Origin of the sequence: Reyranella sp. (assembly GCF_965279465.1) — a bacterium.
In the GTDB taxonomy this organism is placed as follows: Bacteria; Pseudomonadota; Alphaproteobacteria; order Reyranellales; family Reyranellaceae; genus Reyranella.
In genome coordinates this window covers 6,491,132-6,503,398 of the sequence record NZ_OZ257242.1, presented here as the reverse complement: position 1 = coordinate 6,503,398, position 12,267 = coordinate 6,491,132, and the positions used below count along the sequence as shown (strand labels likewise).

Below are 12,267 nucleotides of genomic sequence, written 5' to 3'. Positions count from 1 at the left end.
CGAGGAGGAAACAATGGCCGTCTACAAGGCGCCGGTTAAAGACATTCAATTCGTCCTGAACGAGGTTCTCGACGTCTCCAGCCTGGCCAAGCTGCCGGGCTACGAAGATGCCACGCCCGACACGATCCAGGCGATCGTCGAGGAGGCGGGAAAGCTTTGCGAGAACGTGTTGTTCCCGCTCAATCGCACCGGCGACGAGGAGGGCTGTCATTACGAGAACGGCGTGGTGCGCACGCCCAAGGGCTTCAAGGAAGCCTATGACCAGTTCCGCGAGGGCGGCTGGACGGCCGTGACCTGCGATCCCGAGTACGGCGGGCAGGGTTTGCCGGCGACGGTCGGCTTCGCGCTGCAGGAGATGTTCACCGCCTCCAACCAGGCCTTCTCGATGTATCCGGGCCTGAGCCACGGCGCCTACGAGGCGCTGGCACGGCACGGCTCGGACGAGCTCAAGAAGCGCTACCTGCCGAAGCTGACCGATGGCACCTGGTCGGGCACGATGTGCCTCACCGAGCCCCATTGCGGCACCGACCTCGGCATGCTGCGCACCAAGGCCGAGCAGCAGGCCGACGGCAGCTGGTCGATCACCGGCACCAAGATCTTCATCTCGGCCGGCGAGCACGATCTCACCGAGAACATCCTCCATCTCGTGCTGGCCCGTCCGGAAGGGGCGCCCGGCGGCACCCGCGGCATCTCTCTCTTCCTGGTGCCGAAGTTTCTGCCCAAGGCCGACGGTTCCGTCGGGGAGCGTAACGGCATTCGCTGCGGTGCGATCGAGCACAAGATGGGAATCAAGGCCAACGCGACCTGCGTCATGAACCTCGACAGTGCGACCGGCTGGCTGGTCGGCGAGCTGAACAAGGGCATGAACGCCATGTTCGTGATGATGAACGCCGCCCGCCTCGGCGTCGGAATGCAGGGCCTCGGCATCGCCGAGGTCGCGCGCCAGAGCGCCGTGGCCTACGCCCAGGACCGCATCCAGGGCCGCTCGCTCACCGGGCCTAAGAACGCCTCCGGTCCGGCCGATCCGATCATCGTGCATCCTGACGTGCGCCGCATGCTGCTGACCCAGAAGTCGTTCACCGAGGCCGCCCGTGCCCTGGCACTGTGGGTCGGCATGCTGATCGACGAGGCCCATCGTCACCCCGACAAGGAGAAGCGCGAGGCGGCCGACGATCTGATCCAGATGCTGACGCCGATCATCAAGGCCTACTTCACGGACATGGGCAGCGAGTGCGCCAACCTCGCGGTGCAGACCTATGGCGGCCACGGCTTCATCCGCGAGCACGGCGTGGAGCAGCTCGTGCGCGACGCGCGCATCACCCAGCTCTACGAGGGCACCAACGGCATCCAGGCACTCGACCTGGTCGGCCGCAAGCTGCCGATGAAGGGCGGCGCGGCCGCGCAGCGCCTGCTCGGCCTGATGAGCAGCTTCGTCGCGGCGAACAAGGCCGACGAGAAGCTGAAGGAATTTGTCGAGCCGCTGGAGAAGGCGCTGGGCCGCGTGCAGGACGCTGCGCTGTTCCTGATGCAGAACGCGATGAAGAACCCGGACGAGGCAGGCGCCGCCGCGACCGACCTGCTGCGGCTGATGGCGCTCACGGCCATGGCTTACATGTGGGCGCGCATCGCCATTGCCGCCCACAAGGGTCTCGCCACCGGCAACGACAACGCCTTCTACGAGGCCAAGCTGACGACCGCGCGGTTCTTCGTGACGCGGGTTCTGCCGCAGACCACGTCGCTCAACCACCAGATCAAGGCAGGAGCTGCGACCCTGATGGCAATGCCGGCGGAGGCGTTCTAGTTTCCTCCTGACTGGAGGAAACAATGTCCGCACCGCACGTATTGGCCGAAGTCGAGGACGGCATCGGCTGGATCACGCTCAACCGACCGGAGCAGCTGAACGCGCTCTCGATGGAGATGCGCGATCTGCTGATCGAGCACAGCGCGAAGTTCGAGAAGGATCCGGCCGTGCGCTGCGTGGTGATCCGGGGCGCCGGCACGCATTTCATGGCGGGCGGCGACATCCGCGGCTTCCACAAGTTGCTCACGGAAGAGAAGGAGGCGCATCTCGCGGGCTTCGAGATGCGCGTGGTCAAGGCGCACCAGGCGATCTACCAGATCCGCCGCATGAACAAGCCGGTGCTCGCCTCGGTGCAGGGCGCTGCCGCGGGCTTCGGCCTGTCGCTGATCCTGAATTGCGACCTCGCGATCGCGAGCGACGATGCGTTCTTCACCCTGGCCTATCGTCACATCGGCCTCTCGGCCGACGGCGGCGCGACCTACTTCCTGCCAAGGGTCGTGGGCGAGCGGAAGGCGCTGGAGATCGCGCTGCTCGGCGAGCGCTTCACCGCGCAGGAGGCCAAGGATCAGAACATCCTCAATTGGGTCGTGCCTAAAGAAAAGCTCGTGGAAGAGACCGGGAAGATGGCGCGCAAGCTCGCCGACGGTCCGACCTTCGCGCTCGGCGTCGCCAAGCGGCTGATCCGCACGTCTTTCGACAATTCGTGGGACGAGCATTCGCATCGCGAGGCCGAGGGGCTTGCGGCGTGCGCGGCGACCGAGGACCATTTCGAAGGACTGAGCGCCTTCCTCGAGAAGCGGAAGGCCTCGTTCAAAGGGAGGTGACCATGTCGACCGACCGGCCGGAGTCCAGCTCGCCCGCCTGCCTCGCGCACGAGGTCGACGACGGCTACATGGGCTACGCGACGACGGACGAGATTGCGGCGTTCCTGAACGAGCTGCTCGAAGCCGAGCGCGCAGGCACAGGCGTGGCGCTGAAGAGTGCCGATGCTGCTGCCGGGACGCCGTTCGCCGACCTCCTGCGCGACGTGCATCGCGACGAGGCGCGCTGGTGCGCGATGCTGCTGAAGCAGCTCAAGGCACTCGGCGCACCCGCCTCCACGCGGATCGGCGCCTTCCAGGAGAAGGCGATGGCGATCGAGGGATTGCCCGAGCGCATCGCCTTTCTCAACCGCGGCCAGGGCTGGGTCGTGCGCAAGCTGCGCGAGATGATGCCCAAGGTGCGCGACGACGCCCTGCATCGCAATCTCGCCGACATGCTGCAGAGCCACGAGGTCAACATCGCGCGCGCCAGCGACGCACTGGATGCTTGCGGCCGATGATCAGCAATCGCCGTTCAGGCTGGGCCGGGCGTATCCCGTGCCGAAAATCGCCATGCCGAGATCGTGCGGGCCAGTAAATAGGGGGGAAGGAATGCAAGATCGTCACATCGGAGACATTCGCGTCACGCGCATCGAGGAGCAGATGGGGCCGGGCTTTCCGGCCAAGGACTTTTTTCCGGAGTTCGAGGCCGAGACCTTCGCGGCCGAGCAGCATTGGCTCGCGCCGAATTACTACCAGCCGGAGAGCGGGCGGGTGATCGCGTCGATCCATTCCTGGCTGGTGCGCACCGGCAAGTACACCGTGCTCATCGACTCCTGCAGCGGCAATCACAAGTCGCGGCCGGGCATGCCGCGCTTCGACATGCTCGACACGAAGTATCTCGACCGGTTGCGCGAGGCGGGCGTGCAGCCGGAGGAGATCGACTTCGTGATGTGCACGCACCTCCACGTCGATCACGTCGGCTGGAACACGCAGCGCGAGAACGGCACGTGGGTGCCGACCTTTCCCAACGCCAGGTACGTGATGTCGCGCACCGACCACGACCATTGGGCGGCGCTCTCGAAGAAGCCCGATACGGAGGCCTACCAGGTCAACACCTACAACGACTCCGTCCTGCCGATCGTCGAGGCCAAGAAAGCCGAGTTCGTGTCGGGCGATCATGTATGTGCGGCTGCTTTACGCTCAGGCCCTCGCCCGGCCATTCGCCGGGCCACATGCGAGTCGACCTCGAGTCCCGCGGCAAGCGCGCGATCTTCGCGGGCGACGCCTTGCACAATCCGGTGCAGGTGCCGCTGTGGAAGTGGAACAGCCGCTTCTGTGAGGACCGTGACCTCGCGCGCCAGAGCCGCAATACGCTGCTCGGCGATTGCGCAGAGCAGGGCGCGCTGCTGATGCCGGCCCACTTCGCGCCGCCGCATGCGGCCTACGTAAAGGCCAAGGGCGACCGCTTCGAGCTCGACTGGGATTACGACAATAGCCGCGGACGCTGATGGCCGTCGACTTTCGTCTCGCCCCATCCGCGGAGGACGGGCGGCAGATCCTGCACATGGATCGGATCTGCTTCCCGGTCGACGAGCCGCCCTCGATCGCGGGTGCGGAGTGGGTCATCGGCTGGGACGGTGAGATGCCGGCAGCTTATTGCGCCTGGAAGACAGTCGAGCATGATGGTGTTCCGGTCGGCTTCCATTATCGGGGCGGCGTTCTCCCCGAGTATCGCGGCCATGGACTTCAAAGACAGATGCTGCGACTGCGGGAGGCCAGGATGCGCGAGCAGGGCCTCACGGTCGCTGTAACCTATACCGACGCCGACGGCGCTGCGTCGATGCGCAGCCTGATCGCCGAGGGCTATCGGCCCTACGTGCCGACAGCGACGACAACCCTGTCCGGCCTGGGACGACTCGGCCGGGTAGGGTTCGTTCATTGGAGGAAGTCCCTCCAGATGCCTCCTGCGAAGCCTTGAGTCTTATCGCCCCTTCCAGTTGGGCTTGCGCTTCTCGGCGAAGGCGCGCGGTCCTTCGACCGTGTCCTCGCTCTTGCCCATCGCCACGAAGGCCGGATAATGCTGGTTGTGCATCGCCACTTCGAGCGCGGGCACGTCGAGCGAGCGCATCACGACCTGCTTGGTCGCGCGCACCGACATCGGCGAGCAGGCCAGGATGTCGGCGGCCCATTTCTTCGCGGCGGTCATCAGCTCGGCGTGCGGCACGACCTCGGTGACGAATCCCAGCTCGTAGCCTTCCTTGGCCGGCACATGGCGGCCGGTCAGCATCATGCCCATCGCCTTCTTGAGCGGGATCATGCGCGACAGCCGCTGCATGCCGCCGGCGCCGGCAGCGAGGCCGACCTTCGGCTCGGGCAGGGCAAAGGTCGCCTTGTCCGATGCCACGATGATGTCGCAGGCGAGCGCGATCTCGAAGCCGCCGCCCATGGCGACACCGTTCACGGCGGCGATCACCGGCTTCTCCATGTCGAAGCGGTTGGCGAGGCCGCCGAAGCCTTTCGCCGGGTGGTTCGGGCGCTTGCCGGTCTTGGCCTGGATCTCGGCGTGGTATTTGAGGTCGTTGCCGGCGCAGAACGCCTTGTCGCCGGCTCCGGTGATGATGGCGACCCATAGCTCCGGATTGGCGCTGAACTCGTCGAATGCCTCGACCAGCTCCTGGTTGGCCATCGGGTGACACGCGTTGTAGACCTCGGGGCGGTTGATCGTGACGATCATCAGGCGGCCGTCGGTTTCGACCTTGCTGTACTGACCCATGCGTTCCTCGGTTTCCTTGGTTGGCGAGCGGCGGTTTATCGCAGGTACCGCCACACAAAGGAACCAAATGCGGGGTAGTCGGACAACTGCTCGCGGGGAGAACGGTCAACAGGAATTGTCTCCTCGCATGTCTTTCGTCAGCTTTCCTCGCCTTGTCGCTCTCTTCGCTGCCGCAGCGTCCCTGGCCTGTGCTGGCGGATCGGGTCACGCCGCCGATTCGAATCGGGTGCTGACCGGCGCGGTGCTCCCTTCCCCGGAAGCGATGGCCGGCACCCCGTCGGGTGCTGAGCGTGTGGGCAAGCTGCTGGCCGAGCGGTCCACGTCATCCGACCCCGACGTCCCCCTTCCGCAACGCAATCTGACCGTCCCGGAGCCGGCCTTCGTGCCGCTGACGGGACCAAGGATCTATGGTCGGGGAGAAGAGGGTTCCGTCGTGCTGGGACTGAAGATCCCCATTCCCGCCGATCATCGCGTGTCCCAGAAAAACACAAGATATAGTGGGGCCGATGGCGGGGCTGCGGCCGGAAGCGCTCGCTGAATCCGCGTTGTTGCCTCTCGGCCACAGGGCGGTCGCGAATCGGCCGCGCTCCTTGCACCTCACCAACTGTGGTGTGTATAGTCATCGAGGAGTTGGCGCTCACCCAGCCCCGCGCCGTCAAGGCCCGTCAGGAATCGCGCCGTAAAGCTTGTTGGGAATAGCGAGGGGAAGTTCTTATGAAGAAGGCTTTACTGGCTGCGGTCGCGTTCGTGGCGCTGCCTGTCATGGCCCAGGCGCAGACTGTCGCGCCGGGGTTCTATATCGGTGCTGAAGGCGGTGTGAACTGGCTGCTCAATACGACGATCCTCAATCAGAGTGTTACCCCGCAGACCGGTTTCGCTGCTGGCGGCGTGGTTGGCTATGATTTCGTCGGCCCCAGGGTCGAGCTCGAAGGGGTCTATCGCTACAACCAGACCAACACGGGCTTCCCGGGTCAGGCGCTCAGCAACCAGGTCGGCCAGCTCGGCATTCTTGCCAACCTGCTGTACGACTTCTCCCCGGCATCGACGATCACCCCCTACATCGGCGCTGGCGCGGGCGTAGCCTTCGTGGATAGCACCAGCTCGCTGGGCAGCACGCAGTTCGCCTATCAGGGCATCGTCGGCCTCGGCTGGAATGTCGATACGAATTTCCGCGTCAACCTCGATGGCCGCTACTACGGCACGTCGAACCCCAGCGTGCAGGGCTCGACCTGGAGCAACAACAATTTCAGCATTATGCTCGGCCTGCAGATCAAGTTCGGTTCGGCACCGCCGCCGCCGCCGCCGGTCGCTGCTCCTGCCGCCGCCCCGTCGTACATGGTGTTCTTCGACTGGGATCGCTCGAACCTGTCGGATCAGGCCCTGAACACGATTCGCCAGGCTGCGGGCGCCTACAAGACCAAGGGCAGCGCGCGGATCACGGCGACCGGTCATACCGACACATCGGGTCCGGAAGCATACAACATGGCGCTGTCGCTGCGCCGCGCGAACACGGTCAAGGACGCGCTGGTCCGTGAAGGCGTGCCGGCGACGGCGATCGCCGTGATCGGCCGCGGCGAGCAGGGTCTCTTGGTGCAGACCGCGGACGGTGTGCGCGAGCCGCAGAACCGCCGCGTCGAGATCGTGATCCAGTAAGCCGGATCCGAGAACAGGATTTCGCGGAACGGCCGGGGTGACCCGGCCGTTTCCTTTTTGCATCAGGCGCCTTTTCGGTTGGCGGGGCCGGGACCCGCCTCTATATCCGGGCGCAGGAGAATCAAGTGATGTCGACAGTACTGATGCCCAAGGCGACCGCCGTTTGGTTGGTCGAGAACACGACCCTGACGTTCGATCAGATTTCGGCCTTCACCGGCCTTCATCCGCTCGAAATCCAGGCGATCGCCGATGGCGAAGTCGCGGGCGGGATGACCGGTCTCGATCCGACGACCAACGGCCAGCTCACCAAGGAAGAGATCAAGCGCGCCGAGGCCGATCAGGCGGCTCGCCTGCGGCTCAGCCCTCGCGACATTCCCATGCCGGTCGCCCGTTCCAAGGGCCCGCGCTACACGCCGGTCGCCAAGCGCCAGGACCGGCCGGACGCCATTGCCTGGTTGCTCAAGGTCCATCCGGAACTGAACGACAGCCAGGTCGCCAAGCTGGTCGGCTCGACCAAGAGCACGGTGCAATCGGTACGCGATCGATCCCACTGGAATATGCAGAACGTGCGTCCGCGCGATCCGGTGACGCTCGGCCTGTGTAGCCTGAAAGATCTCAACGACGCGGTCGACAAGGCACGCCGCAAGGCCGCCCGCGACGACGCGGCTCTCAAGAAGGCGAAGGTTGGCGCGGGCGAGCCGGACGAGGCGGATCTGGAGGCCGTCGATCCGGCCGAGGCCGAGCAGCCGGACGCCGATCTCTCGGACGATCATCCCGACGCCGAAAGGCACTGAAAGCGGGATTTGTGGTTCCTCCCTGCGATGCGCGCAGAGAGGAATACTGGCGTCAGACAGTCAGCATTACCTTGCCGACATGGTCGGCCCGTTCCAGCTCGGCATGGGCGCCCGCGGCGTCACGGAGCGGGAAGGTTTTATAGATAATCGGCCGGATCGTGCCGGCTTCGAGCAGCGGCCAGACCTTGTCCTTGAGGCCCTGCGCCATGCGGCCCTTGCTGGCGATGCTCTGCGGCCGCAGCGTCGAGCCTGTCAGGGTGAGGCGGTTCACCATCAGGATGCCGGCGCTGATCGTGGCGGTGGCGCCGCCTTGCAGGGCGATGACCACGCAGCGGCCGTCCTGCTTCAGCAGCTGCAGATTCTTCGGCAGATAGTCGCCCGCCACCATGTCGAGCACGACATCGACACCGCCCGACAGCTTCTTCACTTCGGCCGCCCAGTCGTTGTCCTTGTAGATCACCGCGTGGTCGGCGCCGAGCTTCGTGACCGCCTCGGCCTTCTGCGTGGTGCGCACGGTCGTGAACACCTTGGCGCCGAACACCTTGGCGAGCTGGATCGCGGTCGTGCCGATGCCGCTTGCGCCGCCATGGATCAGGACGCTCTCGCCGGCGGCGAGCTGGCCGCGCTCGAAAAGGTTGTGCCAGACGGTGAAGTAGTTCTCGGGCAGGGCCGCCGCGTGCAGCATGTCGAAGCCCTTGGGCATCGGCAGGCATTGCGGTGCCGGCACGGCGCAGTATTCGGCGTAGGAGCCGCCGGGTGTGAGTGCGCACACTTCATCGCCGACCGTCCAGCCGGTCACGCCTTCTGCGATCGCGGCGACCGTGCCCGCCGCCTCGAGGCCGGGCAGATCCGATGCCCCTTTCGGTGGCGGATAGGAGCCTGAACGCTGTGCGATGTCGGGGCGGTTGACGCCGGTCGCGGCGACCTTGATCAGCAGCTCGCCCGGCTTGAGCGTGGGCAGCGGCCGCGTCGCCGGGACCAGCGCTTCGGGCCCGCCCGGGGTCTTGATTTCGACGCACATCATGGTGGCGGGAAGCGCGCTCATGGTCGGCCTTTCGAAGTGGTGGGAGCGATGGTAGGTCTCAATTAGCCGCTTCCGTGGAGACGCGCCATGGCCTTTGAACTCGACGACCTCGATCCCCGCAACGCGAAGAAGAAGCCCTTGAATCTCGACGACATGAACATCGACGACCTCAAGGAATATGTCGCCGCGATGAAGGCGGAGATCGAACGGGTCGAGGCCAAGATCAAGGCCAAGCAGAGCCACGCGTCGGCGGCCGCGTTGTTCTTCAAGAGGTAGCGTCGATGTCGCTGAAAGGTAAATCCGCCCTCGTCACTGGATCGACGAGCGGCATCGGCCAGGCCATCGCCGAAGCCTTCGCCGGGGCGGGCTGCAACGTCATGCTGAACGGCTTCGGCGACGCTGCCGCGATCGAGACGCAGCGCGCGGACATGGCGAAGAAGTGCGGCGTGAAGGTCGAGTACGACGGCGCCGACATGAGCAAGCCGGCCGAGATCGCCGCTCTCGTGGCCAGGACCAAGGCCACCTTCGGCGGCGTCGACATCCTGGTCAACAACGCCGGCATCCAGTACGTCGCGCCGATCGAATTGTTCCCGACCGAGAGGTGGGACGCGATCATCGCGATCAACCTCAGCGCGACGTTCCATGCGATCCACGAAGCGTTGCCGCTGATGAAGGCCGCCAAGTGGGGCCGCATCATCAACATCGCCAGCACGCACGGGCTGGTCGCGTCCGTGCAGAAGGTCGCCTACGTCGCGGCCAAGCACGGCATCGTCGGCCTGACCAAGGTGGTCGGCATGGAATGCGCCGACACCGGCGTGACCTGCAACGCGATCTGCCCCGGCTGGGTGATGACGCCGCTGGCCCAGAAGCAGGTCGAGGCGCACGCGGCGAAGCAGGGCATCCCCGTCGAGCAGGCGCTCCGCACCCTGATGGCGGAGAAGCAGCCGCAGCTCCAGGCCACGACGACCGGGCAGATCGCGGGGCTGGCCCTGTTCCTCGCCTCGGATACCGCGTCCAACATGCAGGGCACGCAGCTCGTGTCCGACGGCGGCTGGACGGCTCAGTAGCGGACCCTAATGAAATAATGCTTCAATTTGCGAAGTGCGCTTATTCGACAGAGTTGTCATTGCGGGCGCAGCGAGGGATCTATGCTGTGGCCCATGGATCCCTCGCTGCGCTCGGGATGACACAGTCTTTGTCGCGGGCACGATGACAGGGTCTTTGTCGCAGGCGTAACCTGCCAATGACGGCTTAGACGCGCTTCTTTCGTTGCAGGCCCCAAGGAGACCTCGTGGTCGACGCCAAATTCCTCAAGCCCGACACGCTGGCGCTGCATGCGGGCCAGCATCCCGATCCCGTCACCGGGGCCCGGGCGGTGCCGATCTACCAGACGACGTCGTTCGTGTTCCGCGACGTCGACCATGCCGCGAGCCTGTTCAACCTCGAGGTCGGCGGCCATATCTACAGCCGGATCTCGAACCCAACCGTCGCGGTGTTCGAGGAGCGGGTCGCCGCGCTGGAGGAGGGCACCGGCGCGCTCGGCGTGTCGAGCGGGCAGGCGGCGCTGCACATCGCGATCGCCACCCTGATGGGCGCGGGTGGGCACATCGTCGCCTCGACCTCGCTCTACGGCGGCACGCGCAACATGCTGGCGCTCACCCTGCCGCGCTTCGGGATCGAGACGACCTTCGTCGATCCGCGCGACCATGACGGCTTCGCTCGCGCGATCACGCCGGCGACGCGGCTGGTGCTGGGCGAGACGATCGGCAATCCCGGCGGCGAGGTGCTCGACATCCCGACGATCGCGGCGATCGCGCATGACGCGAAGGTGCCACTGATGATCGACAATACCTTTGCTTCGCCCGTGCTGTGCCGGCCGCTGACGCTCGGCGCCGACATCGTCTTCCATTCGGCAACCAAGTTCATCGGCGGCCATGGTGTAGCGATCGGCGGCGTGATCGTCGATGGCGGCCGCTTCGACTGGGAGGCCTCTGGCAAGTTCCCGACCCTGACCGAGCCCTATGCCGGCTATCACGGCATCGACTTCGCCGAGGAGTTCGGCGTCCAGGCCTTCATCATGCGTGCCCGTGCGGAAGGCGTGCGCGATTTCGGCTGCTGCCTCGCGCCGCAGAACGCCTTCTACCTGCTGCAGGGCCTCGAGACGCTGCCGTTGCGCGTCGCGCGGCACGGCGAGAACGCGCGCAAGGTGATCGATTTTCTGAAGGCCAATGCCGCCGTCGAGCGTATCGCCTCACCGGAATTGCCCGATCATCCGGATCATGAGCTCGCCAAGCGCCTGCTGCCAAAGGGCACGGGCTCGATCTTCTCGTTCGACATCAAGGGCGGTCGCGAGGCCGGCCGGCGCTTCATCGAGCGGCTGAAGCTGTTCTCGCACCTCGCCAATGTCGGCGATGCCAAGTCGCTGGTGATCCATCCCGCATCGACGACGCATGCCCAGCTCGGCGCCGCGGCGCTGAAGGCTGCCGGCATCGGCGAAGGCATGATCCGGCTGTCGGTCGGGCTGGAGGATCCGGACGACATTCTGGACGATCTGGGGCAGGCGCTGCGCGCGTCGCAGAGGGGCTGACCATGAAATTGAGCGTGGACGGCCGCGCCGTTTTCGCCACGACCGGTGGTGCCCATTTCGACCCGGCCAAGCCGACAGTGATCTTCCTCCATGGCGCGGGCTTCGACCGCACCGCCTGGCGCCTGCAAACGCGCTGGTTCGCGAATCACGGGCGCAGCGTGCTCGCCGTTGATTTTCCCGGTCACGGCTGGTCGGAAGGTCCGGCGCTCACGAGCATCGGAGCGCTGGCCGACTGGACGGCGGCCCTGATCGACGAAGCCGGCGTGAAGCAGGCTGGCCTGGTCGGCCATTCGATGGGCGCGCTCGTGGCGCTCGATTGCGCTGCGCGTCACGGCGACAAGGTGCGCGCTCTCGGTCTGTGCGGCGTGGCGTCCGAGATGCCGGTGCATCCCGAGATGCTCGAATCGGCCAAGGCGAACACGCTCAAGGTCCAGGAGCTGATGACTTTCTGGGGCCTCGGCAACGCGCTGCACAAGGGCGGCATGGTCTCGCCCGGCCTGTGGTTGCGGCGCGAATCGCTGGCCGTGCTGGCCGGCAACGCACCCGACGTGATCCACACCGATCTCGCCGCCTGCAATGCCTATAAGGATGCTCCGGTGCGCGCCGCCGCCGTGAAGTGCCCGACCGTCCTCGTGCTGGGCGACGGCGACCTCATGACGCCAGCCGCCAAGGCCAGGCCGCTCGCGGCCACCATCGCCGGATCGAAGACCGTCGTCATCTCCAACAGCGGCCACTTCCTGATGATCGAACGTCCGGACGAGGTTCTCGACGCGTTGAAGTCGCATGTTTGAAGAACTACCGCTGCGGGTCGACCTGCCCTCCCACGCAAGCG

13 protein-coding genes and 1 pseudogene are annotated in these 12,267 nt (G+C 65.8%); 12 read left to right on the top strand and 2 right to left on the bottom strand.

Going from position 1 to position 12,267, the window contains the following annotated elements; all coding sequences use genetic code 11:
• Positions 1–13 precede the first annotated feature (13 nt).
• The 5 genes and pseudogenes from ACQY8M_RS31540 (at position 14) to ACQY8M_RS31520 (ending at position 4,582) form a co-directional block, all read left to right on the top strand.
• Positions 14–1,801 (top strand): acyl-CoA dehydrogenase C-terminal domain-containing protein, encoded by a 1,788-nt coding sequence (locus ACQY8M_RS31540; protein ID WP_428664552.1) that lies wholly within the window; start codon positions 14–16, stop codon positions 1,799–1,801.
• 23 nt (positions 1,802–1,824) lie between these two features.
• Positions 1,825–2,625 (top strand): enoyl-CoA hydratase/isomerase family protein, encoded by an 801-nt coding sequence (locus ACQY8M_RS31535; RefSeq protein ID WP_428664549.1) that lies wholly within the window; start codon positions 1,825–1,827, stop codon positions 2,623–2,625.
• Between the two features lie 2 nt (positions 2,626–2,627).
• Positions 2,628–3,122, top strand: coding sequence for a DUF6306 domain-containing protein (locus ACQY8M_RS31530; RefSeq protein ID WP_428664547.1), 495 nt, complete (start codon positions 2,628–2,630; stop codon positions 3,120–3,122).
• Positions 3,106–3,875 (top strand): annotated as a pseudogene (locus ACQY8M_RS31525) (MBL fold metallo-hydrolase); the annotation flags it as partial. The gene ACQY8M_RS31530 and the pseudogene ACQY8M_RS31525, both read left to right, overlap by 17 nt.
• Before the next feature lie 236 nt (positions 3,876–4,111).
• Entirely contained in the window at positions 4,112–4,582 is a 471-nt protein-coding gene (locus tag ACQY8M_RS31520; protein WP_428664544.1) for an N-acetyltransferase family protein, read from the top strand.
• 3 nt (positions 4,583–4,585) lie between these two features.
• Here ACQY8M_RS31520 and ACQY8M_RS31515 read toward each other — a convergent pair whose 3' ends face one another.
• On the bottom strand, positions 4,586–5,377 hold the full coding sequence (locus ACQY8M_RS31515; protein WP_428664541.1) for an enoyl-CoA hydratase-related protein: 792 nt from the start codon (positions 5,375–5,377) through the stop codon (positions 4,586–4,588).
• Between the two features lie 127 nt (positions 5,378–5,504).
• Between ACQY8M_RS31515 and ACQY8M_RS31510 the strand changes: the two genes are divergently transcribed.
• From ACQY8M_RS31510 to ACQY8M_RS31500, 3 genes are all read left to right on the top strand, one after another.
• Positions 5,505–5,915 carry a hypothetical protein gene (locus ACQY8M_RS31510; protein WP_428664538.1) on the top strand — a complete coding sequence of 137 codons (411 nt, stop codon included), beginning with the start codon at positions 5,505–5,507 and terminating at the stop codon, positions 5,913–5,915.
• Positions 5,916–6,139: 224 nt separating this feature from the next.
• On the top strand, positions 6,140–7,030 hold the full coding sequence (locus ACQY8M_RS31505) for an OmpA family protein (protein WP_428664535.1): 891 nt from the start codon (positions 6,140–6,142) through the stop codon (positions 7,028–7,030).
• 128 nt (positions 7,031–7,158) lie between these two features.
• A complete protein-coding gene (locus ACQY8M_RS31500) occupies positions 7,159–7,824 on the top strand; it encodes a DUF1013 domain-containing protein (RefSeq protein ID WP_428664532.1) in 666 nt (221 codons plus the stop codon).
• Positions 7,825–7,876: 52 nt separating this feature from the next.
• On the opposite strand, the gene ACQY8M_RS31495 is transcribed toward ACQY8M_RS31500, so the two are convergent.
• Positions 7,877–8,869 carry an NAD(P)H-quinone oxidoreductase gene (locus tag ACQY8M_RS31495; protein WP_428664529.1) on the bottom strand — a complete coding sequence of 331 codons (993 nt, stop codon included), beginning with the start codon at positions 8,867–8,869 and terminating at the stop codon, positions 7,877–7,879.
• A 66-nt stretch (positions 8,870–8,935) separates the two neighbouring features.
• On the opposite strand from ACQY8M_RS31495, the gene ACQY8M_RS31490 reads away from it, so the two are divergent.
• The 4 genes from ACQY8M_RS31490 to ACQY8M_RS31475 all read left to right on the top strand — a co-directional run bounded on the left by ACQY8M_RS31490 (position 8,936) and on the right by ACQY8M_RS31475 (position 12,226).
• A complete protein-coding gene (locus ACQY8M_RS31490) occupies positions 8,936–9,124 on the top strand; it encodes a DUF1192 family protein (RefSeq protein ID WP_428664526.1) in 189 nt (62 codons plus the stop codon).
• Positions 9,125–9,129: 5 nt separating this feature from the next.
• On the top strand, positions 9,130–9,915 hold the full coding sequence (locus ACQY8M_RS31485; RefSeq protein WP_428664524.1) for a 3-hydroxybutyrate dehydrogenase: 786 nt from the start codon (positions 9,130–9,132) through the stop codon (positions 9,913–9,915).
• 224 nt (positions 9,916–10,139) lie between these two features.
• The gene (locus ACQY8M_RS31480; RefSeq protein ID WP_428664522.1) at positions 10,140–11,435 is read left to right on the top strand and encodes an O-acetylhomoserine aminocarboxypropyltransferase; all 1,296 of its coding nucleotides are present in this window, start codon (positions 10,140–10,142) and stop codon (positions 11,433–11,435) included.
• Positions 11,436–11,437: 2 nt separating this feature from the next.
• Positions 11,438–12,226: an alpha/beta fold hydrolase gene (locus ACQY8M_RS31475; RefSeq protein WP_428664519.1), complete on the top strand. Its 789-nt coding sequence runs from the start codon at positions 11,438–11,440 to the stop codon at positions 12,224–12,226.
• Positions 12,227–12,267: the final 41 nt, after the last annotated feature.